Here is a 23,183-nt window from a genome sequence, read left to right on the forward strand (position 1 = left end):
GCCGCCCCCGAACATGTCGCAGCAGCCGGTGCAAACCATTTCAGGCAAGCTCACATTGCTGATCAAGGCTGGCTACTGGCTGGCCCTGCTGATCATTGCCGCCATGGTGATAGCGTCCTTCATCCTGCTGCAGCAGATGATGGCCACCCAACAGCACAACCACACCTTGCTCGACATCGTCGGCACGCAAAAGACGCTGTCGCAGCGCATCGTCTTCCTTGCCGGTGCAACGGGCGCTTCATCGCGCGACAAGCAGCCGGCGCTGGTCAGTGCGCTCAAGCAGGCGACGGCGGAGTTCGAGACGAACTACGATCTGCTGCTCGAACGGACGAATGCCGACCCGATGTCGCCGGCCCGTTTGGACCCGAAATCGATCGAGAGCGTGCTGTTCGCCAAGCCGTTCCATCTCGATTATTTCTCGGTAGGCCTTGTCGCCAATGGCAAGCGGCTGATTTCATCCTTTGAATCCCAGCTGACGGGCACCAGTGACGGCTACAAGGGCAGCGGCGAGCGCGTCAATCTTGATGCCTCTGTCGCCAATGCGACCTTGTCGGGCTACGCAGCACTTGGCCAGCGCATCAGCGCCGATGCCTACGAGCGCTCCGAGAAGCTGCTCGCGCTTCATCGTACGCTGTTCTACGCCACTCTCGGCGTCATCGTGCTGGTCGCGCTCTTCATCTTCAGGCCGATGTCGAACGCCATCTTGCGCAAGACGCATGAGCTGATCGACGCGCGCAATTCCATGGCCTTCATCGCGGTGCATGACGGCCTCACCGGCCTGCACAACCGCACGTTCCTAACCGACCATTTCGATACGCTGATCAAGGGCACGCAACGGCGTCGCGAGCGCCTCGCCGTCGTCCAGCTCGACCTCGACCGGTTCAAGCAGATCAACGATACGCTCGGCCACGCCGCCGGCGACTATGTGCTGGTCGTCACGGCGCAGCGCATGCGCGATTCCTGCCGGGCATCGGACCTGTGCGTACGGCTGGGCGGCGACGAGTTCGTCATGATCCTCGGCGGCGCCGGCGGCACCGAAGACATCAACATGCTGGCGCGGCGCATCCTGGCTCACATCAACGAGCCGATCATCTTCCAGGGCACGACCATTCTTCCGGGCGCCAGCGCCGGCATCGCCGTCTACCCGATCGATGCCGACAATGCGCAAGATCTGCTGGTCCACGCCGATCTGGCGCTCTACTCCGCCAAGAAGCTGGGAGGCGGCAATTTCTCGTTCTTCTCCGAGGAGTTGCGCCGCGAGCTCGACTATCGCAAGCAGCTCGAGCACGACATCAAGGTCGCCATTTCCGAGCGGGCGTTCCAGGTCTATTTCCAGCCGCAGGTCTCGCTGACCGACGGCACGATCAGCGGCATCGAGGCGCTGGTGCGCTGGAACCATGCCGAGCGCGGTATGATCGCACCCGGCGAATTCATTCCGGTCGCCGAAAAATGCGGCTTCATGCCGGAGATCGGCCGCATCGTCATCACCAAGGCGATCAACGAAGCCGCCGAATGGAACCGCGCCGGTATTGCCTTCGGGCGGCTTGCCGTCAACGTTTCAGGCACCGAACTGCGCGAGCACGATTTCGATGCGTTTCTGTTCGAGACGCTGGAAAAGGCCGGGCTGCCACCGCAGAAACTGTCGCTGGAAATCGTCGAATCCGTCATTCTTGATGACGAGAAGACCGGTATCGCCGCCAAGCTGCGCCACATCAGGGCCGCCGGCGTCCATCTTGAACTCGATGATTTCGGCACCGGCTACGCCTCGCTCAGCCATGTCAACCCGAACGAGATCGACCGGCTGAAAATCGACCGCCGCTTCGTCCAGAACATCCATGAGAATGGCGACAACTCGAAGATCGTGCGCGCCATCACCGAGCTGGCGCGTGGCCTTGGCATCTCGATCGTTGCCGAAGGTGCTGAAACCGAGGCCGAGCTCGATTCGCTGATGGCGATCGGCTGCGACCAGGTGCAGGGCTATTCCATCGCCTTCCCAATGCCGCACGACAAGGCGCTGGAATGGCTGACGGCGCGGATGCCGAAGAAGGCCAAGCTGACGGTGCTGCAGGGAAGCCTGGCGTAGGCCTTGCCTTGACAACCCGTCATGGACATGGCGGCCTATCGTGATCGCAACCGGATAGTGCGGATGACGACACCGTTTCGGTTTGTCCTGGTGGCACTGTTGACCCTTGCGTTCCCCGCATACGGGGCGGATCGAACCATTTATCTCACCTTTGACGATGGCCCGCTGAACGGCACCAGCAACATCCTCGACGTGCTGGAAGCCGAGCAGGTTCCGGCGACCATGTTCATGGTCGGCATGCATGCGCAAGCGAGCGCCGCCAACGAGGCGCTCGTCCAGCGCGCCAAACAGCTTCCGCTGGTTACGCTCGGCAACCACAGCTACAGCCACGCGAACAACCGCTACCAGCATTACTACGCCGACACCGAAGGCGTCGTCGCCGACATGATGCGGGCAAACGCGGTGCTCGGCCTGAAGCCGGTGGTGCACGCCCGGCTGCCGGGGCGCGACGTGTTCAGGCTGCCCTCGATGTCGAAGAACGACACCTCGCTCGGCCTGGCCCAGGAGGGCCGCGAGGAGCCCGACTATGAGTTTGTCGCGGCCTCAGGCTTCTATCTCTACGGCTGGGACCACGAATGGGTGCACAAGGACAGCGGCGAGCCGGTGCAGAGCGCCGACCATCTGGTCAGCGAGATCGATCATCTGTTCGGCTATGGCCGCTTCGTCAAGCCGCGCAAGCTGATCCTGCTGATGCATGACGAGATGTTCCAGGACAGTTTCGATGGCAAGACGAAGCTTACCAACCTGATCACCGCGCTGAAGCAGCGCCACTACACCTTTGGGGCAATCAAGAGCTACGACGACTAAGCCTCGCCTGCTTTAAGGTGTGTTGAGATTCAGGTCAGGCCGAGCCGAAAACGGTGGCTTTCGAGAACCGGAGCGGAGCGTACTTTTCGTACGTGAGCACCGGAAGCGCAGAAGGCCAGCGTTTGCAGGCCGGCATCACCTGAATATCGACACACCTTAGCTTTCCACATTGGCCCGCAAGGCTGCCAGCACCTGTGCAAACTCCGCCAGCCGCTCGTCGGGCAACCCCACCCGCAGCCGCTTGTCGAAGACAAGCGCAGCCTTGCGCAATGTCTCGAACATCGCTTCCCCCGCCTCGGTCAATTCGACCAGGTGAACCCGGCGGTTGACCGGATCGCGGCGGCGCGTCAGCAGGCCCTGCGCCTCCATCGCGTTGAGATGATGGGTCAACGTCGCGCCCTGGATGCCGATCATACCGGCAAGCTCGCGCTGGTTGGCAAGCGTGCTCGACTTGACCGACAGCAGAGTGAGCCAGACAGGCAGCGTGCCGCCGGCTTCGACCAAAGCGGCATCGAAGGCCTGGGCGACAAGCTTGGCGGTGCGGCCGAGATTCATGCCGACTGGCGGGCGTTCAAAGGGCGTCATCGTCAGACACTAGAACAAGGGAAAGGCCGATGGAACTGGCTGCGGTTATACATTGACACCTAACCGTTAGATATCTAACTATATGGCAATGGCGGGCGAAAGAGGAGATCCGGGCATGCAGTACGTCTACATCGTCGTTGTCGGCCTTCACGTCATGGCCGGTGTTTTCTGGGCAGGCACAACGATCACGCTGGCGCGCGATCCCGATATCCGGGCCGAGCGCTTCATCCAACCGCAGATGGGCGCGGCCGGCATGGTTTTCCTGACCGGAGCGCTGCTCTGGTATTTCTTCCACGGCGCCTATTTCGGCTCGATGGAAATGGTGCTGGCGCTTGGCATCATGGCCGCTTTCGCCGCCGCGGGTGTGCTCGGCGCAATGGTCCGGGCGCCCAGCAGGCGGCTTGCCGGCGCGAATGCGGAAACCGAAACGCAACTGCGCGCCAGAATGGCGACGGGCGAACGCATTGCCGCGTGGCTGCTGGTCGTTACCGTGCTGTGCATGGCCGTCGCCAGGATGGTCTGAGACGCAGCAACTCGCAGAATCGTACGTTGTCTGGCGACAAGCCAATGACGTGCGGGCGCGCGGTCAGACCGACGTACACGGGCTCTCGTACGCAGGTCCGACCGCGCGCCACCAATTTCGCGACGATGATTTTCAGATCCGCAGACCGAACCTGATGCCGTCATAGATGGCGGCGTGGATGTTGCGCGAGGCGACCGCGTCGCCGATGCGGAACAACACGAAGCGCGCTTCTGGATTGCGTGCAGGAAAGATGTCGCCGCCGCTCACCAGCCGCTCGTAGTCCACCGCGCCGCCATTCTTCGACAGCGGCTTCAGGGACAAATAGAGATCGTCGAGCGGCAGCGTGCCGTGCTCGACCACCACCTGGTCGACCCTGCGCTCGCCGCGCCAGCCGTCGGCGAAATCTGAAGCCAGTTCCGCGACCAGCTGATTGCCTTCGCGCCGCACCGACCGCAGCCGCGTGTTGATGGTGATGGTGACGCCCTTTTCCTGGAAGGCGCGCATGTAGGGCACGTGGTTCATGCCGCCCATTTCCGGGGCAAAGAAGCGCTCGGGCGAGACAAGTTCGAGTTTCGAGCCGGCATTGGCGATCAGTTCGGCCGCGCCCATGCCCTGATGGCCGCCATTGTCGTCAAAAAGCAGTACATTTTCCGCCGGCTTGACGCTGCCGGCCATGATGTCCCAGCTCGAAGTGACGAGATTGTCGCCCGCCGTCAGCGGCGGGTTCTGCGGCAGGCCGCCTGTGGCGACCACCACCACGTCAGGTGACAGCGCCAGAACGTCATCCTTCTCCGCCCAGGTGTCATAGCGGATCTCGACGCCGAGCCGGTCGAGTTCGGCCAGGCGCCAGTCGACGATGCCGATCAATTCCTTGCGGCGCGGATTCTGTGTCGCCAGCCGAATTTGGCCGCCGGCCTGGCTCGACGCTTCGAGCACCGTCACCTTGTGGCCTCTCTCGGCTGCGACCCGTGCAACCTCCAGCCCGCCGGCGCCGGCGCCGACGACGACGACGTTGCGCTTCGGTCCTTCGGTCCTAGCGATAATGTGCGGAATGTTGGCCTCGCGGCCGGTCGCCGCATTATGGATGCACAGCGCTTCGCCGCCTTCGTAGATGCGGTCGAGACAATAGGTGGCGCCGACGCAAGGGCGTATCTCATGCTCGCGGCCCTCCATCACCTTGCGGATGATGTGCGGATCGGCGATGTGGGCACGGGTCATGCCGACCATGTCGAGCTTGCCTGTGGCGATGGCGTGGCGCGCGGTGGCGACGTCGGAAATACGCGCCGCATGGAAGGTCGGGAATTTTGTCGCCGCCCTCACCTCGCCGGCGAAATCGAGATGCGGCGAAGAGCGCATGCCGGTCACCGGGATGACCCTGGTCAGCGCCGCATCGGTCTCGATCGAGCCGCGGATGATGTTGAGGAAATCGACCTTGCCGGAACCGGCCAGCCGCCTGGCGATCTCGACGCCCTCCTCTTTCGACAGGCCTTTCTCGAAATCCTCGTCGGCGACCATGCGGATGCCGACGACGAATTTCTCGCCGACCGCGGCGCGCACGGCATCGAGCACCATGTTGGTGAAGCGCAAGCGGTTGTCGAGCGAGCCGCCGAACTCATCGTCGCGCTGGTTGGTGGCCGGTGACCAGAAGCCGTCGATCAGATGGCCGTAAGCCTCGAATTCGATGCCGTCGAGGCCTGCGGCCTGGCAGCGCTGGGCGGCCGAGGCATAGTCGGCGACGATGCGCTCCATGTCCCAGTCCTCGATGGTCTTGGGGAAAGCGCGATGCGCCGGCTCGCGCACCGGCGAGGCCGAGAGCACCGGCAGCCAGTCTGCCTTGTTCCAGCCGGTGCGGCGGCCGAGATGGGTGATCTGGATCATCACCTTGCAGTCATGCTCGTGGCAGGCGTCCGCAAGCTCAGCCAGCCACGGCACGATCCTGTCGTCATAGACATGCAGATTGCCGAAGGCGGCCGGACTGTCGCGCGAGACGATGGCCGAACCGGCGGTCATGGTCAGTGCCATGCCGCCCTTGGCCTTTTCGGCATGGTAGAGGCGGTAGCGTTCTTTCGGCATGCCGTCTTCCGAATAGGCCGGCTCATGGCTGGTCGACATGACCCGGTTCTTCAGCGTCAGATGCTTGAGCTGATAGGGCTGGAGAAGCGGATCGTTGCTGGTCATCGTCTTCCTGCTGTTTCAAATTGTGCTGAAGCAGCATGGGCTGCTTCAGATCTTATTTAATCATCGAATTCATCCGAAACCGCTGCGCACTTTTCGGTCCGATGCTCCTATTTAATCATCGGATTCATCTGAAAACCGCTGCGCACTTTTCAGTCCGATGCTAATGAGCGGCAAAATCGAAGGAATGCTGCCCATGACCGTCACCAAGAACCTCACCCAGCTCGGCGCACACGTCGAGACGCCACAGAGCCCCGATCAGGCGGTCCTGGAGACCGTGCCGTTCGCGCGCGGCGACGGCCCACCGGCCATCGTGCGCTTTACCTGCCCGGAATTCACCTCGCTGTGCCCGGTCACCGGCCAGCCGGATTTCGCCCATATCGTCATCGACTACGCACCCGATGCGTTGCTGGTGGAATCGAAGTCGCTGAAGCTGTTCATGACCTCGTTTCGCAACCACGGCGCCTTCCATGAAGAATGCACCGTCATGATCGGCCGCCGCATCGTGGCGGCGACCAAGCCGCTGTGGCTGCGCATCGGCGGCTACTGGTTTCCGCGCGGCGGCATTCCGATCGACGTCTTCTGGCAGACCGGCGCGCCGCCGGAAGGCACCTGGCTGCCCGACACCGGGGTGGCGCCCTATCGCGGGCGCGGCTGAGCAAGCACGTCTGGACGATCGGGACTGCATCAGTTGAGGGGCAGACGCCGGTAGCGGCCGGGCATGGCCGGGTCACTGAAATGGTGCATCGGGCCATGCTCGGCGAAGTGCTGGGACCAGCGTTTCATTGCGGCGGGGTCGAGCTCGACCCCCAACCCGTGGCCTTCCGGCACACGCACCGTGTTGCCGGTCTGCCGGAACGGACCGTCCTTGATCACGTCGCCGATCTGCCAGGCAAACAGCGACTGCGACGCTTCGGTGATCCACTGCGTCGCCGCCACGACATGCAAATAGGCCGATGTCATGATGCCCAAATCATTCGAGTAGCACCAGAAGCCCTTGCCCATCGCTTCGCAGGCGGCGATGAATTTCAAGGTTTTCGATAGACCGCCGAGGGCGGCGAAATTGCAGACGAAGTAATCTGGAGCGCCGAGCGCTACTGCCCGCCTGAGATCCGGAGTGTGCGTGGAAAACGGAATGCGCGAGTGCTGGCGCAGCGCCGCCATCTCCTCGAAGGTGGCGACCGGATCCTCGTAGTTGCGGATGTTGAACGGCTCGATCTCGCGCAGCACCCAGCGCGCCGTGGTCAGCGACCATTGCATGTTGGAATCGAGCTTGATCTGCGCCTTTTCACCCAGCGCTTCGCGCAGCATCCGCACGGTCCTGATTTCAAGCTGTGGATCGCCCATGATCAGCTTGCCCTCGAAGATCGTCGAACCATGCTCTTCCCGCATCTTCAGGCAGTAATCGACGATCGCTTCGGGCGTCATCTCGCCGCCCGCGCCATTCTGTGCCGCGCGAAAGGAGAAATATTCCGAAAACGGAATGTCCTTGCGCACCGCGCCGCCAAGCACCTTGTAGAGCGGCATGCCGAAGACCTTGCCCCTGATATCCCACAGCGCCAGTTCGACGGCGCCAAACGCCACCGAGGCGGCGTTCTCGCCAGTATTGGCGGTGATCTGCCACGGCGGCACGCAGCGCGCCTCGCAATCGGCAATGTCGAGCGGATCGGCACCAATCAGCGCCGGCGCGATCTCGGCTTTGATCACCTCGCCGAAGTGCCACCACGGGGCCTCGCCCAGTCCGACCACGCCTTGGTCGGTCTCGACCTCGATGATCGACTTCGAGGCGCCGCCATAGAGACCGGCCGTCCACCAGAACGGCGCGTCGAGCGGAACGTTGACGTGGGTGACACGGATATTGGTGATCTTCATTGGTTCCCTACTCGCACTGATATTGGCTGAGCGCCCATTCGCCGGTCACCGACAACAGGTCCGATATCTTCCAGTCGCCGTCGACCTTCCTGAACTTCCATTCCAGCCGGTGCGGATTGCCGGCGACGACGAAGGCGACAATGACCTTGGCCTGGTCGCCATTGATCGCTTCAAGCGTCTTCAGGCTCTTGTCGATCTCGGCCTTGTCATAGTCCGCATTGTCGAGCGCCATGTTGGGGTCGAGGCATTCGCCCTGTCCGGATTTGCGCAAGGCGTCGCTCTTGTCGAGAACGGTTTTCGCCGGATCGGTGAAATGGGTGCGCTGCGCCGGATCGAGTTCGAGCCCGACCTGATCGTAAAACGGCCGCACCACCGCTGTCGGCGATCCCGGCTGGATCGGCGCGGCGGGCTCGCTGGGCGGCCATGCAACTGGTGGCGTTGCGGGTTCCACCGCACCACCGGGCGCATTTGCCGGCGGCGCACCGCTGTCGCCTGTCGCATTGTCAGTCGGAGCATTTGCCGGCGGCGCACCGAACAGCCCTTGCGCGGCAGCGGTGCTCAGACCCGCCGCCAGCAGGCACACAGTCGACAGTGCCAGGAACGGGCGACGGGCCATCGCATCACTCCGGCGTCTGGCCGGCCAGGCATTCCAGTGCGCTGAGCTTCCAGTCGCTGGTCTTGGAGGCAATGTCCGATATCTTCCACTTGCCGTCGATCTTCTTGAGCGACCAGACCATGTCGCGTTTGGAACCATCGCCTTCCGAAAAAAGGCTGAAGGATGCTGTAACCTCGGCGTTGTCACCATCCAGCTTCTCGGCCAGTTTCAGCGTTTTCGAGACAGTCTTCTGATCGAAATCCTGCGCGTCCAGGCCAGGATCGAAATCGATGCAGGCGACCTCGTCCGGGTTCTTTTTCGTTGCCTGGTCGTTCAGGTTGAACAGGTTCGTCACCGGCTCGGTGAACCGATCCCGGTATTGCTCGTCGGCCTCGAATTTGACCGCCGGCACATAGAAGAACTTCACCGCGTCGGACGCTGGTCCGGCGAAGGTGGCTGAGGGCAAGGCTATCGAAAGGGCGGCAACGAGCACTGTCCGTCTCATGCAGAATCTCCGGCTTTTGATGGCTTGAAGCTATCAATACCACGCATCCTGCATATCGGCTTTTTTGCGACTCATGAAGTCCTGCAACGCCTCGTCTATCCCCGGATCGAGCGGCGGCGCCTGATATTCGGCCAGAGCCTTTTTCCAGCGCCGGTTGGCGCGGATGGCGGCATCTTCCGATCCGGCAGCCTCCCATTTCTCATAGGGCTCGTTGTCGGCGATCTCGGAATCCCAGAATGCCGTTTCGTAATTGGCCAAGGTGTGGGCCGAACCGAAGAAATGGCTGCCTGGCCCGACTTCCCTGAAAGCGTCGAGCGCCAGCTGGTTGTCGTCGATCTTGACGCCATCGAGGTAGGTGTGCAACGCGCCGCAGAAGTCGGCGTCCATGACGAATTTTTCGTAGGACATCGACAACAGCCCGTCGAGGAAGCCGGCCGAATGCAGGATGAAGTTGGCGCCGCAGTGCACGGCCGCCAGCATCGACATGGTGCCTTCGTTCATGGCGTGTGCGTCGGGCAGCTTCGAGGTGGTGAAATTGCCGGAGCATCTGAGCGGCAGGTTCAGCCGCCGCGCCAGTTGCCCGATGACCATCGAGCCGATCGCTGGCTCGGGCGTGCCGAAGGTCGGCGATCCCGAACGCAGCGACATCGACGACAGGAAATTGCCGAAAATGACCGGCGCGCCCGGCCGTTCGAGCTGGGTCAGCGCGCAGCCGGCCATGGTTTCGGCGAGAGACTGGGCAATGGCGCCGGCATTGGTCACCGGCCCCATGGCGCCGCCGAGGATGAAGGGCACGATGACCGCCGCCTGGTTGGCGCGCGCATAGGCGCGCAGCGCCGTCGTCATCGTCGCGTCCCAGACCAGCGGCGAGTTGACGTTGACATTGCCGAGGATGACGCAGTTGCGGTCGACGAAGTCGCGGCCGAAGACGATGCGCGCCATGTCGATCGAATCCTCGGCGCGGCTCTCGGCCGTCACCGAGCCCATGAAGCCGCGATCGGAATATTTGATGTGGCTGTAGACCATGTCGAGATGGCGCTTGTTGACCGGCATGTCGACCGGCTCGCAAATGGTGCCGCCGGAATGGTGCAGCCAGGGCGAGGACTGCGCCAGCTTCACGAAGTTGCGGAAATCCTCGATCGTGCCGTAGCGGCGGCCCTTGTCGATATCCATGACGAAGGGCGAGCCATAGGCCGGCGAGAAGACAACGCTCTTGCCGCCGATCTCGACCGAATTGGCCGGATTGCGCGCATGCTGGGTGAAGCTCGCCGGCGCGGTCTTGAGGATTTCGCGCAGCATGCCGGGTTCGAATTTGACCAGCACGCCATCGATCGAGGCCCCTGCCCGCTTCCAGTGCGCCAGGGCCACCGGGTCGTCACGGAATTCGATGCCGATCTCGGCCAAGATCCGGTCGGCGGTCGCCTCGATGCGCAGCAGGTTTTCTTCCGACAGGATGTCGTAGGTCGGGATGTTGCGAACGATGTAAGGCCGGCTGAGCCCCTCGGAGCCATGCGAACGCAGCTCACGTCGGGCGACGCGGCCACCGCCTCGTTCGCGGCGTTTGGCGGGTTCGATCGTCGTCTCGGCGGCCGGTGCGTTCATGGCAACTCCATTCCACTCATTGAGACCAGACTAATTGGACAAAATGCTGATGTGACGCTGGAAAATCCTGATCTCTTGTATAAGCTGAGCTTATGCGAAGCCTGCGCCACCTCTTGCCCTCCGCCGGCAGCCTGATCGTCTTCGAGGCGGCCGGACGGCTGTCGAGTTTCACCGCCGCCGGGCGCGAGCTAGGCATGACGCAGGCCGCCGTCTCCTATGCGGTGCGCGGGCTGGAAGAACAGCTCGGCGCGCAGCTGTTCCAGCGCCGCCACCGCCAGGTCGTCCTGACCGAGGCCGGCGAGCGCTTCCATGCCGACGTGTCGCTCGGCCTTTCGCACATCCGCAAGTCGGCGGAGGACCTGCGCCTGCAGGCGACCGGCGGTCATGTGACGCTGGCCGCATCGACGGCCTTCGGTTCCTTCTGGATGATGCCGCGCCTGCAGCAGTTCCGTGACGAATTGCCGGGCATCGACCTGCGCATCCAGACCGCCGACCGCGACCTCGACATCATCGCCGAAGGCATCCCGCTCGGCGTGCGCGGCGGCGAACCCCGAGACTGGGCGGACTATCATTCGCTGGCGCTTGCCGACGAGGAAATCTTCCCGGTGGCCGGCGCAAGCTATCTGGCGAAGTTCGGCCTGCCGCAGACCGTCGAGCAACTGGCCACGCACCGTCTCATCCATCTGGAGGAGCCCTATCGAGAGGCAGCCAGTTGGGACGAATGGTTCGAGTCGGCCGGCGCCAGCCTAAGCGATGCCGCGCGGGGCCTGCGCATCAACGACTATGCCCTGGTGATCCAGGCCGTGATGGAAGGGCAAGGCATCGCGCTCGGCTGGCGGCATCTCGCCTCGCGGCTGCTGGCATCGGGCCTGCTGGTGCCGGTGACGGATCATGTGATGAAGACCGGCAAGGCATTCTATGTCGTCTGGCCGAAGAACCGCGAACTCAGCGACAATGCCCGCAAGGTGCGCGACTGGCTGGCCGCGCAGGCGTGAGGAGGTGCTGTCCCGCCGGCATCGAAAGCTTCCGCATCTGCTCCGAATCCGCCTATAGTGCTCCCATGCCCATTCGCCAGCTTTCCGAAACGATGATCAACCAGATCGCCGCCGGCGAAGTCATCGAGCGTCCGGCAAGCGTGGTCAAGGAACTGGTCGAGAATGCGCTCGATGCCGGTGCCGGCAAGGTAGAGATCGTCACCGCCGGCGGCGGGCTGAACCTGATCCGCGTCACCGATGACGGTTCCGGCATTCCCGAACCGGAGCTGGCGCTGGCAATTGCGCGTCACTGCACCTCCAAGCTCACCGAGGACATACACGATATCCGCTCGCTCGGTTTCCGCGGCGAGGCGCTGCCGTCGATCGGCTCGGTGTCGCGGCTGTCGATCCGCTCGCGCACGGCAACAAGTGACAGCGCCGCCGAGATCGGCATCGAGGGCGGCCGCGTCTTGCCCGTCAGGCCGGCGGCCGCCAATCGCGGCACCACGGTCGAGGTGCGCGACCTGTTCTTCGCCACGCCGGCAAGGCTGAAATTCATGAAGGGCGAGCGCGCCGAAAGCTCGGCCACCAGCGACGTGGTCAAGCGCATCGCCATCGCCTTCCCCGCCGTGCGTTTCACGCTGGCCGGCTCCGACCGCTCGACATTGGAATTGCCGGCGACGGACGACAGCGCGGAGGGCAGCCTGCGCCGCGTCGCCCAGGTGATGGGCGCCGACTTTCCCGACAATTCCATTGCCATCGACGCGATGCGCGAAGGCGTGCATCTGACCGGTCACGTGTCGATCCCGTCCTTCACCCGCGCCAACGCGCTGCAGCAATATGCCTATGTCAATGGCCGGCCGGTGCGCGACAAGCTGATTGCCGGCGCCATTCGCGGCGCCTTCGCCGACGTCTTGCCGCGCGACCGCCATGCGGTGACGGTGCTGTTCCTGACGCTCGATCCGGCCATCGTCGACGTCAACGTCCACCCGGCCAAGGCCGATGTGCGCTTCCGCGATCCCGGACTGGTGCGCGGGCTGATCGTCGGCGCCGTCCGGCAAGCACTCGCCGATTCCGGCATCCGCGCCGCCACCACGGGGGCCGCCGGCATGATGGCGGCGTTCCGGCCTGGTGCCGCATCCTACGGCCACGGCGGGCCCGCCAATGGCCACCGCAGCTACGAAGCATCATATCATGCCTCCGGCTCGGCCGGTTTCGATCCGGCGCGCTCGCCGCAGCGGCCGCTCGACATGGGTTTTGAGGGCTTCGATCAGCGCGGTTTGCGTGAAAACGAACAGGCAGCGTTCGATGCCGGCCCGCTTGCCAGCGCCGACGCGCGCGCCGGGCAGAGCGAAGCGGCCGAGACGCTGCTTGGCGCGGTGCTGGGTGCTGCGCGCGCGCAGGTGCACGAGAACTACATCGTGGCACAGACCAGGGATTCGCTCATCATCGTCGACCAGCACGCAGCGCATGAGCGGCTGGTCTATGAGGCGCTGAAGAATGCGCTGCATTCGCGCGCCGTGCCATCACAGATGCTGTTGCTGCCGGAAATCGTCGACCTGCCGGAAGAAGATGCCGAACGGCTGGCGATGCATTCCGAGACGCTGGCCCGCTTCGGCCTCGGCATCGAGCGTTTCGGCCCGGGCGCCGTCGCGGTGCGCGAAACGCCGTCGATGCTCGGCGAGACCAATGTCCAGCAACTGGTGCGCGACCTCGCCGACGAGATCGCCGACAACGACACGGTCGAGACGCTTAAAGGACGGCTGGACAAGATCGCGGCGACCATGGCCTGCCACGGCTCGGTGCGCTCCGGCCGGCTGCTCAAGGCCGAGGAGATGAACGCGCTGCTGCGGCAGATGGAGGCGACGCCGGGTTCCGGCACATGCAACCACGGCCGCCCGACCTATATCGAGCTCAAGCTCGCCGACATCGAAAGGCTGTTCGGGCGAAGGTAGTAGAGGACCGCACGGCGCAGACCCCCACCCGGATCTTCGGTCCGACCTCCCCACAAGGGGGAGGTAGTGAGCTAGCCTTACCCTCCCCCTTGTGGGGAGGGTCGCTGCGAAGCAGCGGGGTGGGGGTCCGAAAAGAGCCGCTTTTTAGCGGCTCTTTTCGGGTCAAAGAACGACTCCAACTGTCTGATTCACCTCTTCAAATTCACCACGATGACACCGCCGAGCGCCAATGCACCGCCGAGCATGCCGAGCAGCGTCGGCACTTCGCCCAGCCAGAAGAAGCCGATCAGGGCCGACATCGGTGAAACCAGATAGAGGAAGTTCGAGGCGCGTGCGGCCGGCAAACGAGACAGCGCGGTCGCCCAGGCGGCATAAGCGATCAGGCTGGGCACGATGCCGAGAAAGATCACGGCGCCAAGGCCGGCGGTGTTGGCAACCGCAGCCTGCGCAAAGCCGCTCGGCAGAAACGGCGACAGGCAGAGCGCGCCAAGTATCATGTTCGAAGCCGAAATGGTCAGCGGGTGGTGGCGGGCGAAGAGCGGCTTCTGGACGATGGTGTTGACGGCCGAGCAGAGCGCCGAACCCAGCACCAGCAGCGCGCCTGCGTTAAAATGCAGGCCATTCCCATCGCCGACGGCGATGATGCCGATGCCGGCGAAGGAAATGGCGGTGCCAGCCCAGGCCCACTTCGAGAAGCGTTCGCCGAGCAGCGCCATTGCCATGATGGCGGTGAAGATCGGGCTGACGTTGATGATGAAGCCGGCGGCGCCGGCCGAGACGGTCAGTTCGCCGAAATTGAGCATTGCCGTGTACAGCGCCACGAAAATGGCACCGCCAAAGACCAGGCGCCACAATTCGTCGAGCCTGGGCAGTGCCGGGCGCTTGACGGCGAGGAAGATCGCCGCCGGCACCGCGGCGATGGCAAAGCGCAACGCACCGAGTTCCAGCGGCCCGAAGGCGGCAAGGCCAGCGCGGATGGCCGGAAAGGCAGAGGCCCAGCCAACCACCGTCAGCGCCACGGCCACGGCTGCCGTGGTGTCCATCCGTTGTGTCGGATTCAACGTGCTGGTCATTGCGCTCATCTCACTGTCCTCGTGTTCTCGTGCCCTGAAATGCAGAAAACGCCTTTTCGGGCGGGTTGACAAACGACCAAATCGAGGATCAGCTGTGACTATGGATCACAGCTCCGACACAATGGTGCCACTCGAAACGCTGCGCGCCTTCGACGCGGCGGCGCGAACGGGCAGCTTTTCGGCCGCGGCCGAAAAGCTCAACATTACCCATGGCGCCGTCAGCCGGCAGATCGCCAAGCTCGAGGACTGGCTGGGTTTGAAAGTGTTCGATCGCGGCGCGCGCGGTGTCTCGCTGACGATCGAAGGCAACAGGCTGCATCTGCGCACGGCGGAAGCTTTCGCGCTGATATCGACCCATTCCGATCGCTGGGTCGAGCCGCGTGGTACCGCCGTGGTGCGGCTGACCTCGATCCCCTCGGTCAGCGGGCTGTGGCTGATGCCGCGCATGGCCGCACTGGAGAACAATCCTTCCAAGCTGCGCATCGTGCTCGATGTCGATATCCGTCAGGCCGACCTTGCCGACGAAGGCATCGACCTGTCGATCCGCTGTGGACGCGGCGGCATTCCGGGCCGCGTCTCGGTGCAGCTTTTCGAGGAACATGTTTTTCCCGTCGCCTCGCCCGAGCTTGCCCGCGAGATCGGCCGCGGCGACCCTGCCCGGCTGCTCAAATTTCCACTGATCAACGATTCCGACGCTTCGGCCTGGCGCGCCTGGTTTGCCGCGCAAGGCATGGATTACCGCCCGCGCCCGCAGGACCGGCGCTTCGAGGACTATAATCTTGTGCTCGACGCCGCCGCCTATGGGCTCGGCATCGCGCTGGCGCGCCCACCCCTGACAGGGCATCAACTGAAGTCGGGCCGCATCACCGCTGTCGACGAGCGCACAGCGCTCAATCCGGTGTCCTACTGGCTCGACCGGCCGATGGGACGGCCACGTGCCGCAGCGGCAGAACTGGCGCGCCGTATCGCGGTGCAGGCAGGACTTGGCATGGAAAAGATGGAAGCCTTTATCGAGGCTGAAGGCTAGGTCAGGCCTCGCCGTCCAGCAGGAGAATGACGGCGTCGAACGGCACCTGGCTCGGAACCTCGCTCCAATGACCCTTGCCTTGCACATCTTCCATCTGCCAGACCGATCCGGCCTCGACGAGACGGACCTCGCCATCGCTCGCCGTGACCTTCAGCGCTCCAGCCATGCAAAACAGGATCTGACGATGCGGTGACTGATGCAACTCGCCGACCCATCCGACCGGTATGCGGATCGCGACATAGCCCTTGGTCGGCATGACCGGCGAGACCAGAAATGGAAGGGCCGGCGGCGCAAAGCGGGTCTCCTTCAACGGCAGGTCGAACTGGCTGAAGTGACTTTCGCCCGTCGCATTCTCGGTCAAATGCAGCACGTCGAATGCAGCACTCATTGCGCCCCCTCTTTGAATGTTCCAACGAAATTCTAATTCCAGCTCTTTCAAAAGCCAAGACACGTTTCCGTCCGGCCGCTTAGCGAAGCACCAACAGGACAAACCCTACGATCGCAGCGGCCAGCAACCCGGCCGCAAGCGACATCAGTCCAACGCTCATCTGCCTATTTTCAAGCCGCGCCGCATCGTTTGGCCGGGAGGCCGCCTGCCCTTGCTCCGCCGCTGCTTCGACAACGGCAGCGCGGCGGAGGGGCGAAACCCCGGGTGCGAGAAGCGGCAGCCATGGCGGGGATGCCGGCCTTGCAGTTCCACCATCATCGGCCTTTACCAGAGGCACAGCCAAACCGCGTTGTGCCTCGTCGTCGTCCGATCCGGGTCGCCTCGCCGCGGCTATCGCGGGTGCGACATCGCTCACCGCATCCGACTCGGCCAATGCCAGATAGGCCTGCATGATCTCAGCCGACGCTATCTGCTGCGTCTTTCCAGCCGTTGCGGGCAACAGCATAGGCAGTGCCGGCGCTGCCGGTTGCAAAGGCGCGCCCGATGGTGCCGGCGACGCCACCAGCGCCTTCACCAGTGCCGTTTTGACCGGATCGGCCTTTGCCGACGGCACGGCCTGCGGCGTCATGGCTTCCCTAAGCAGGGCGGCAAGACGAGCGGAGGAAATGTCCATAGTGCCCCGACAACAGCATTTTTCCACCCAAGAATACGGGCTCAACGTTGTCTCAGGCTTGTCACATGCTTGACCTTGCCGCCATTTTATGGCGATGAAATCCTCATGAACCTTGGCGCCGCTGCATGATGAACCGTTTCGAAGGCCCTGGCGGCAAGGAAGCCCGTATCCGCTATCTCGATGGCGACTTCCAGGTTACCAGCCCGGGCGCTTTCGTGCGCTGCGCGGTGACCGGCGAAAGCATCCCGCTCGATGAGTTGAAATACTGGAGCGTCGCCAGGCAAGAGCCCTACATCAACGCCGCCGCTTCGCTGCGCCGCGAAATCGAGGTGCATCCGGAGTTGCGCAGCCGGGGTTGATGTTTGCGCACGTCGTTGTCGCAAAACAGCAACGCACTTCAGAACGACAGACGGTGGATCAGCCCTTCAGCTTGCGTTGGCGCCAGGCATCCAGCGTCTCGTCGATGATGCGTTCGGGCACGCGATCAAGCTCGAAAACCGTGTTGATTTCCAAGACCTCGAGCCGGTCGAGAAAGTTCTGCGGGGCGCCGTGCCGCAGCCGGGCGGCGTCCTTGGCGGTGGTGATGAGGCCGAGCCCTTCGGCACGCGCAGTCGCCGCCAGTTCGGCAAGCTCGTCCTCGCCGTAGAAATGATGGTCCGGAAACGGCCGCGTCAAAGCCAGCTCGCCGCCGGCCTCGCGCACCGTGTCGAAGAATTTTTCGGGATGGCCGATGCCGGCGAAGGCGAGGAACCGCTTGCCGGCAAGCCCCTGCTTGCCGTTCGGTTCGGTATGGGCCTCGAAGATCGGGCGGGCGGCGCGTGCCGCCTGGCGGACCACGGCGTCGGCGGCGGTGCCCTCACCCATCTTCAACAGCCCGCTGGTGAAGACCAGTTGGTCGACGATCTTGGCCCTAAGCGGGCCGCCCGGAATGACGCGGCCATTGCCGATGCCGTAGCGCGCATCGACGACGACCAGCGCATAGTCGATGTGGATGCGCGCGCTCTGAAAGCCATCGTCCATGATCAGGAAATCGCAGCCATGCCTTTCCAGCAGCAGCCGGGCGCCGGCGGCGCGGTTCGGCGTCACCGCCACTGGCGCGTGTTCGGCCAGGAGCAGCGGCTCGTCGCCGACATGCCTGGCGCTGTCGTGATGGGCATCGACGACATGCGGCTCGGCGAAGGAGCCGCCATGGCCGCGCGACAGGAAACCGGGTTTGAGCTGCATGCGCTTGGCCTGTTCGGCCAAGGCGATCGCCACCGGCGTCTTGCCGGTGCCGCCAACGGTGAAATTGCCGATGCACAGAACCGGCGCCTCGATCTTCTCGCGCCGGGCCCGCCGCATGCCGCGGCCGGCGGCGAGGGCATAGATGGCCGACAGCGGCGACAGTGCCAGGACCCGCCAGTCCGGCTCTTCCCACCAGAATGGTGGTGCTTCGGAAGCCACCCTAGCGCCCGTTAGCGCCCTTCAGGCGCGACTTGACGACCAGTGGCTGGATGTAGGGCTCGAGCGATTTCAGCGTGCGCGCCAGCGCGCCGCGCATCTCGTCGACGGTCGCCACACCCGCCGCCATCATCTCGTGACGCGCCACTTCGTTGGTCAGCAGGAAATTGACGGCGCCGGCCAGCATGTCGCGATCGCGCACCAGCTTGGCGCCGCCGCTGTCGAGCAGGCGCTGATAGGCTTCGCGAAAATTCTGCACATTGCGCCCTGCGAGAACCGCCGTGTCGAGCATGGCCGGCTCGAGCGGGTTCTGGCCGCCCTCCGAGGTCAGCGAGCGGCCGACAAAGGCGATTTCGGTCAGTCGGAGATAGAGCCCCATCTCGCCGATCGTATCGCCAAGCAAGATGTCGGTGTCGGCAGCGATCCTGTCGCCCTTGCTGCGCCGCGCCACCTTCAGGCCCATGCCGGAAATCTGTGCCGCGAGCGCCTCGGCGCGATCGGGATGGCGCGGAACGACGATCGTCAGGAGACCATGGTGACGTTTGTGCAGCATCGCATGAACCTCGGCGGCGACCACCTCCTCGCCGTCATGGGTCGAGATCGCCGCCCAGGTCGGGCGGGCGCCGATCTGCCGCCGCAACGTCGCCAGCACCCGTTCGTCGACAGGCGGCGGCGCGGTATCTGACTTGAGGTTGCCCGACACGGTGACCGGGCGGGCGCCGAGCGAACGGAAGCGCTCGCCATCGACATCCGACTGGGCCACGACATGAGCGAGATTCTCGAACAGCGCCTCGGCGATGTTGGCCCGTTTCTTCCACGAGGTGAACGAGCGGTCGGACAACCTGCCATTGACCAGCACCTGCGGCACGCGGCGCGCGCCAAGCTCGAGGATGGTCATCGGCCAGATCTCGGATTCGGCGATGATCGCCAGATCCGGCTGCCAGTGATCGAGGAACCGGCTGACCGCCGGCTTGAGGTCGAGCGGCACATATTGGTGGATGATGCGATCACCGAGCCGCTCGTCGGCGACCTGCGCCGAGGTGACCGTGCCGGTGGTCAGCACGATGTTGACACCGTAGTCGAGAATGCTTTCGACCAGCGGCACGACGGCTATCGTTTCACCGACGCTCGCCGCATGGATCCAGATCACTGGCCCCTCGGGGCGCGGACGGCCGGCGACGCCGTAGCGCTCGCGGCGGCGGCTGCGGTCTTCCTTGCCGCGCGAGGTGCGCCAGGCGACATAGGGCCCGACCAGCGGATAGGCCGCGGCACCGGCGAAACGGTATGCCGACAGCATGGCTCGCGCCCAGCGACCGCTCATCGCTGACCATCCACGAGACGGTAGGCCTCGGCGGTCGCGGCATTGAGCGCGACCGTGATTTCCTGGCGCTTGCGCTCCATTTCGGCTTCATCGGCGCCGGCCGGCACGAAGATCGGCGTGCCGATGACGATCGACGAGCGGCCGAACGGCAGGTTGATGGTGGTCTTGTCCCAGCTCTTCTCGAGCACCTTGCGGCGGCTGGTGGTGATGGCGACGGGCAGGAGCGGCCGACCGGACAGGCGCGCCAGGAGAACGATACCAAGCCCCGCGTCACGCGGCGTGCCGTGGGGAATGTCGGCGATCATGGCGACGTTCTTGCCTGCGGCAAGCGACTTTTTCAGGGCGATGAGCGCTTTTGCCCCGCCCTTGTCGAGATGCCTGGCATTTTCACGCCCGCCCGAACCGCGCACCGCCTCGATGCCGAATTTCTGCAGCATCAGCGCGTTGAGCTCGGCATCGGCACTGCGCGAGACCATGGCGACCAGCGGCTTGCGCTTGGGATAGTAGGCTGGGGTCAGCAGATGCTGGCCGTGCCACAGGGCGATGATGCCGGGCTCGAACTCGGTGTAGGCGCCGCCCGAAAACCGCGCCGATCCCTCGACGACGCGATTGGTCAGGCGCACCAGCCGCACGAACTGGGCGAACAGGCCGGCGATGGCGTTCTTGACGAATCGTGACTGCGCCAGCGGTTCGCGAATCTTGCGCCAGAAGGCCTTGGTCGTCCGGCTGCGCCCCCTGCCCGCGGGCGTGGCCTTGGTGGCTGGCTCTTTCGCCAGGTCATGCTCCATCGAAGTCAACCGACAGCCTTGTTGTCGGGGTCCAGCAGCCGGTGCAGATGAACCACGAAATAACGCATGTGGGCATTGTCCACGCTGGCTTGCGCCTTGGCTTTCCACGCCGTGTGCGCGGATTGATAGTCCGGAAAGATACCGACAATGTCGAGCCCGTCGAGATCGCGGAATTCGGTGCCGCCAAGCTTCTTCAGTTCGCCACCGAACACCAGGTGCAACAGCTGTTTTTTTCCGTCTTCCGCGGCCATGTCGGTCCTTCACATATCGTGAGTTTGTGACAGGTCTAGACCAAAGCCGTCGACTTTGGAACCTTCGAAAACGCTTTCACGCATCCAGCCCGGCAATGACGCCGGCGAGCACGGCCAGCAGTTCACCGCTTCCGGCGGCGAGCGCGCCATGGCGGGTCACCTCGCCGGCATAGAGCGGCGCGCGGCCATGCTGGTCGAGCAACTGGCCGCCGGCCTCGCGCAAAATGAGATCGGCGGCGGCAATGTCCCAGTCATGCGCGTTCGGCTTGACGAAAGTGGCATCGAGCGCGCCATTGGCGATCATGGCCAGCCGATAGGCGAGCGAAGGGCTGTAGGGCGCCCGCTTCAGCCGCGCCTGCCAGTCGGCCGGCATCAGGTCGGTCAATTGCTTCAGCCCGGAAATCTCGGCCGTATCCGCCAGCTTGCGTACCGCGATGCGCTTGCCGTTGCGGAAGGCGCCCTGCCCGGGCAGCGCCCAGTAGGTCTCGTTCATCGCCGGACATTCCAGCACGCCGGCAAGCGTGCGGCCATGCTCGACGACGGCAACGCTGACGCACCAGGTGCGCTGGCCTTCCAGGAAGCCGCGCGTGCCGTCGATCGGGTCGACGACGAAGGTGCGGCGCGCCGAAAGCCGCACCGGATCGTCGGCCGTTTCTTCCGACAGCCAGCCATAGTCCGGCCGCGCCGCAAGCAGCGTTTCGCGCAGATAGGCGTCGGCGGCATGGTCGGCTTCGCTGACCGGCGATGTGCCGCCCTTCATCCAGACTTGCGGGTTGTTGCCGAAATAGCGCATGGCGATGACCCCGGCCTCGCGGGCAGCATCGCGCAGCAGTGGCAGATCCCCAGTGGTTCCGGGAGGGGCACCGGCAGAGATCAGGTCATGCTCCGGCAAGGGTCATGCCTTCGATCAGGAGCGTGGGGGCGGCGGTGCCGAAATTGCGGTCGAGGTCATCAGCCGGCACCATGTTGAGGAACATGGTCTTCAGGTTCGAGGCGATGGTGACCTCGGCGACCGGATAGGCAAGCGCCCCATTCTCGATCCAGAAGCCGGAAGCGCCACGACTGTATTCGCCGGTGACCATGTCAACGCCCTGGCCGAACACTTCGGTGACGTAGAAACCGGTCTTGAGCGACGCGATCAGGTCCTCGGGCGACCGTTCGCCCGGTTCGATGGCGAGATTGGTCGAGGATGGCGAGACGGAGGAGCCGCCGCGCGCGCCGCGCCCATTGGTGACGAGGCCCAGCTCGCGCGCGGCCGATGTCGACAGGAACCAGTGGTTGAGCACGCCTTTTTCGACCATCAACAGCTTTTCGCCCTCGATGCCTTCGCCGTCGAACGGGCGCGAGGCCTGGCCACGCTGCCTGAGCGGCTCGTCGGTGACGGTGATCGCGGATGCGGCCACCTGCTTGCCCATCATGTCGCGCAGGAACGACGTCTTGCGCGCGACGGAGGCACCGTTGATGGCGCCGGCAAGATGGCCGGCGATGCCGCGCGCGACGCGCGGGTCGAACACCACGTCGATCGGCCCGGTCGCCGCCTTGCGCGCGCCGATGCGGCGCACGACGCGTTCGCCGGCCTTGCGGCCGATGTCTTCAGGCGCATCGAGATCGGCAAAATGTTGGCGCGACGAGAATTCATAGTCGCGCTCCATGCCGGTGCCCTCGCCGGCAATGACGCTGGCCGAGCGCGAGAAACGCGAGCCGACATAATGGCCGAGGAAGCCGTGCGAGGTGGCCAGCACCAGGCCGCCGAGGCCGGCACCGGCGCTGGCGCCAGCGGAATTGGTCACGCCCTTGACGGCAAGTGCCGCCGCTTCCGCCGCAAGTGCTGCTTCCTTCAATTGATCGGCCGACACCTCGGTGGCGTCGAACAGGTCGAGATCGCGGGTCTGTTTCACAAGCAATGCCGGGTCGGCCAGCCCCTGATAGGGGTCCTGCGGCGACACTTTCGCCATCGCCACGGCACGCTCGGCCAGGGCTGCTGGATCGGACGCGGCGGTTGCCGAGACGCTTGCCACCCGCCCATCGACGAAGACGCGCAGCGAGACATCCTCGCTCTCGGCCGATTCGGTGCCCTCGACCTTGCCGAGCCGCACCGACACACCGGTCGAGCGGCTGCGCACGGCCACCGCGTCGGCGGCGTCGGCGCCAGCCTTCTTGGCAGCTTCGACCAAAGCCGCGACGCGATCGGTCAATTTTGCTGCATCTGATATATCGGTCATGCGCGTGATCCTGCTGGCGCGGCGAGCTTTGGCCGCTGCCACCCATCTATTGTTCCGGTCCGGCTTGTGCAATGGCATAGGCTTCAATCAAAATGCATCGGCGCCTTTCCATCTCGCCTTCCCGGTCCGTGATCTCGATGAAACCCGCGTTTTCTATGGCGAGGTGCTGGGCTGCGCGATCGGCCGCTCATCGGCGACCGGGGTCGATTTCGACCTGTTCGGCCATCAGATGTCGGCTCATCTGCGGCCACAGGCCGCGCCAGCCGCCAGCGACGTCAGGGGCGACGGCATTTTCGTGCCGATCCCGCATTTCTGATCCGGTCG

The 23,183-nt window shown here is 64.3% G+C and carries 23 protein-coding genes and 1 pseudogene; 9 read left to right on the plus strand and 15 right to left on the minus strand.

Features of this window, described 5'->3' with window-relative positions; all coding sequences use genetic code 11:
• The first annotated feature begins 13 nt into the window (after positions 1-13).
• Together B5V02_RS20000 and B5V02_RS20005 are read left to right on the plus strand one after the other, a co-directional pair.
• Positions 14-2,083: a putative bifunctional diguanylate cyclase/phosphodiesterase gene (locus tag B5V02_RS20000; RefSeq protein ID WP_111545844.1), complete on the plus strand. Its 2,070-nt coding sequence runs from the start codon at positions 14-16 to the stop codon at positions 2,081-2,083.
• 63 nt (positions 2,084-2,146) lie between these two features.
• The gene (locus B5V02_RS20005; protein WP_111545917.1) at positions 2,147-2,890 is read left to right on the plus strand and encodes a polysaccharide deacetylase family protein; all 744 of its coding nucleotides are present in this window, start codon (positions 2,147-2,149) and stop codon (positions 2,888-2,890) included.
• 156 nt (positions 2,891-3,046) lie between these two features.
• On the opposite strand, the gene B5V02_RS20010 is transcribed toward B5V02_RS20005, so the two are convergent.
• On the minus strand, positions 3,047-3,475 hold the full coding sequence (locus B5V02_RS20010; RefSeq protein WP_111545845.1) for a MarR family winged helix-turn-helix transcriptional regulator: 429 nt from the start codon (positions 3,473-3,475) through the stop codon (positions 3,047-3,049).
• Between the two features lie 115 nt (positions 3,476-3,590).
• Between B5V02_RS20010 and B5V02_RS20015 the strand changes: the two genes are divergently transcribed.
• Complete coding sequence (locus B5V02_RS20015; RefSeq protein ID WP_111545918.1) at positions 3,591-3,998, plus strand: hypothetical protein; 408 nt, start codon at positions 3,591-3,593, stop codon at positions 3,996-3,998.
• A gap of 132 nt (positions 3,999-4,130) precedes the next feature.
• Here the strand turns inward: B5V02_RS20015 and B5V02_RS20020 are convergent, their stop codons facing one another.
• The gene (locus tag B5V02_RS20020; RefSeq protein ID WP_111545846.1) at positions 4,131-6,176 is read right to left on the minus strand and encodes an oxidoreductase; all 2,046 of its coding nucleotides are present in this window, start codon (positions 6,174-6,176) and stop codon (positions 4,131-4,133) included.
• 193 nt (positions 6,177-6,369) lie between these two features.
• Between B5V02_RS20020 and queF the strand changes: the two genes are divergently transcribed.
• A complete protein-coding gene (gene queF / locus B5V02_RS20025) occupies positions 6,370-6,831 on the plus strand; it encodes a preQ(1) synthase (RefSeq protein ID WP_111545919.1) in 462 nt (153 codons plus the stop codon).
• 29 nt (positions 6,832-6,860) lie between these two features.
• Here the strand turns inward: queF and B5V02_RS20030 are convergent, their stop codons facing one another.
• From B5V02_RS20030 to B5V02_RS20045, 4 genes are read right to left on the minus strand one after another with little or no spacing between them, the layout of a single operon-like run.
• Positions 6,861-8,045: a mandelate racemase/muconate lactonizing enzyme family protein gene (locus tag B5V02_RS20030; RefSeq protein WP_111545847.1), complete on the minus strand. Its 1,185-nt coding sequence runs from the start codon at positions 8,043-8,045 to the stop codon at positions 6,861-6,863.
• 7 nt (positions 8,046-8,052) lie between these two features.
• Positions 8,053-8,661, minus strand: a complete 609-nt coding sequence (locus B5V02_RS20035; protein ID WP_111545848.1) for a hypothetical protein — start codon at positions 8,659-8,661, stop codon at positions 8,053-8,055.
• A 4-nt stretch (positions 8,662-8,665) separates the two neighbouring features.
• Complete coding sequence (locus tag B5V02_RS20040; RefSeq protein WP_111545849.1) at positions 8,666-9,145, minus strand: DUF3828 domain-containing protein; 480 nt, start codon at positions 9,143-9,145, stop codon at positions 8,666-8,668.
• A gap of 33 nt (positions 9,146-9,178) precedes the next feature.
• Entirely contained in the window at positions 9,179-10,747 is a 1,569-nt protein-coding gene (locus B5V02_RS20045) for a trimethylamine methyltransferase family protein (protein ID WP_111545850.1), read from the minus strand.
• Between the two features lie 92 nt (positions 10,748-10,839).
• Between B5V02_RS20045 and B5V02_RS20050 the strand changes: the two genes are divergently transcribed.
• Entirely contained in the window at positions 10,840-11,742 is a 903-nt protein-coding gene (locus tag B5V02_RS20050; protein ID WP_111545851.1) for a LysR substrate-binding domain-containing protein, read from the plus strand.
• A gap of 65 nt (positions 11,743-11,807) precedes the next feature.
• Complete coding sequence (mutL, locus tag B5V02_RS20055; protein WP_111545852.1) at positions 11,808-13,676, plus strand: DNA mismatch repair endonuclease MutL; 1,869 nt, start codon at positions 11,808-11,810, stop codon at positions 13,674-13,676.
• 188 nt (positions 13,677-13,864) lie between these two features.
• Here the strand turns inward: mutL and B5V02_RS20060 are convergent, their stop codons facing one another.
• Positions 13,865-14,758, minus strand: coding sequence for a DMT family transporter (locus tag B5V02_RS20060; RefSeq protein WP_111545853.1), 894 nt, complete (start codon positions 14,756-14,758; stop codon positions 13,865-13,867).
• A 91-nt stretch (positions 14,759-14,849) separates the two neighbouring features.
• Between B5V02_RS20060 and B5V02_RS20065 the strand changes: the two genes are divergently transcribed.
• A complete protein-coding gene (locus tag B5V02_RS20065) occupies positions 14,850-15,776 on the plus strand; it encodes a LysR family transcriptional regulator (protein WP_111545854.1) in 927 nt (308 codons plus the stop codon).
• A 1-nt stretch (position 15,777) separates the two neighbouring features.
• Here B5V02_RS20065 and B5V02_RS20070 read toward each other — a convergent pair whose 3' ends face one another.
• Both B5V02_RS20070 and B5V02_RS20075 read right to left on the minus strand, forming a co-directional pair.
• On the minus strand, positions 15,778-16,164 hold the full coding sequence (locus B5V02_RS20070; RefSeq protein ID WP_111545855.1) for a cupin domain-containing protein: 387 nt from the start codon (positions 16,162-16,164) through the stop codon (positions 15,778-15,780).
• Positions 16,165-16,243: 79 nt separating this feature from the next.
• Positions 16,244-16,837 carry a hypothetical protein gene (locus tag B5V02_RS20075; RefSeq protein WP_146606109.1) on the minus strand — a complete coding sequence of 198 codons (594 nt, stop codon included), beginning with the start codon at positions 16,835-16,837 and terminating at the stop codon, positions 16,244-16,246.
• 125 nt (positions 16,838-16,962) lie between these two features.
• On the opposite strand from B5V02_RS20075, the gene B5V02_RS20080 reads away from it, so the two are divergent.
• Positions 16,963-17,196, plus strand: a complete 234-nt coding sequence (locus B5V02_RS20080) for a DUF2093 domain-containing protein (RefSeq protein WP_111545857.1) — start codon at positions 16,963-16,965, stop codon at positions 17,194-17,196.
• 58 nt (positions 17,197-17,254) lie between these two features.
• On the opposite strand, the gene lpxK is transcribed toward B5V02_RS20080, so the two are convergent.
• The 6 genes from lpxK to B5V02_RS20110 all read right to left on the minus strand — a co-directional run bounded on the left by lpxK (position 17,255) and on the right by B5V02_RS20110 (position 22,859).
• Entirely contained in the window at positions 17,255-18,280 is a 1,026-nt protein-coding gene (lpxK, locus tag B5V02_RS20085; protein WP_111545858.1) for a tetraacyldisaccharide 4'-kinase, read from the minus strand.
• 1 nt (position 18,281) lies between these two features.
• On the minus strand, positions 18,282-19,598 hold the full coding sequence (gene waaA / locus B5V02_RS20090) for a lipid IV(A) 3-deoxy-D-manno-octulosonic acid transferase (protein WP_111545859.1): 1,317 nt from the start codon (positions 19,596-19,598) through the stop codon (positions 18,282-18,284).
• A complete protein-coding gene (locus B5V02_RS20095; protein ID WP_111545920.1) occupies positions 19,595-20,386 on the minus strand; it encodes a lysophospholipid acyltransferase family protein in 792 nt (263 codons plus the stop codon). The genes waaA and B5V02_RS20095 overlap by 4 nt, the downstream gene beginning before the upstream one ends.
• 5 nt (positions 20,387-20,391) lie before the next feature.
• The gene (locus B5V02_RS20100; protein WP_111545860.1) at positions 20,392-20,637 is read right to left on the minus strand and encodes a DUF4170 domain-containing protein; all 246 of its coding nucleotides are present in this window, start codon (positions 20,635-20,637) and stop codon (positions 20,392-20,394) included.
• 76 nt (positions 20,638-20,713) lie between these two features.
• A complete protein-coding gene (locus B5V02_RS20105; RefSeq protein WP_111545861.1) occupies positions 20,714-21,529 on the minus strand; it encodes a 3'(2'),5'-bisphosphate nucleotidase CysQ in 816 nt (271 codons plus the stop codon).
• Positions 21,516-22,859, minus strand: coding sequence for a TldD/PmbA family protein (locus B5V02_RS20110; RefSeq protein WP_111545862.1), 1,344 nt, complete (start codon positions 22,857-22,859; stop codon positions 21,516-21,518). Before B5V02_RS20110 ends, B5V02_RS20105 begins: the two co-directional genes overlap by 14 nt.
• 76 nt (positions 22,860-22,935) lie before the next feature.
• Between B5V02_RS20110 and B5V02_RS20115 the strand changes: the two are divergent.
• Positions 22,936-23,172: pseudogene (locus B5V02_RS20115) on the plus strand (VOC family protein); the annotation flags it as partial.
• Positions 23,173-23,183 lie beyond the last annotated feature (11 nt).

It is taken from the genome of Mesorhizobium kowhaii (assembly GCF_003253745.1).
Lineage (GTDB): Bacteria > Pseudomonadota > Alphaproteobacteria > Rhizobiales > Rhizobiaceae > Mesorhizobium > Mesorhizobium kowhaii.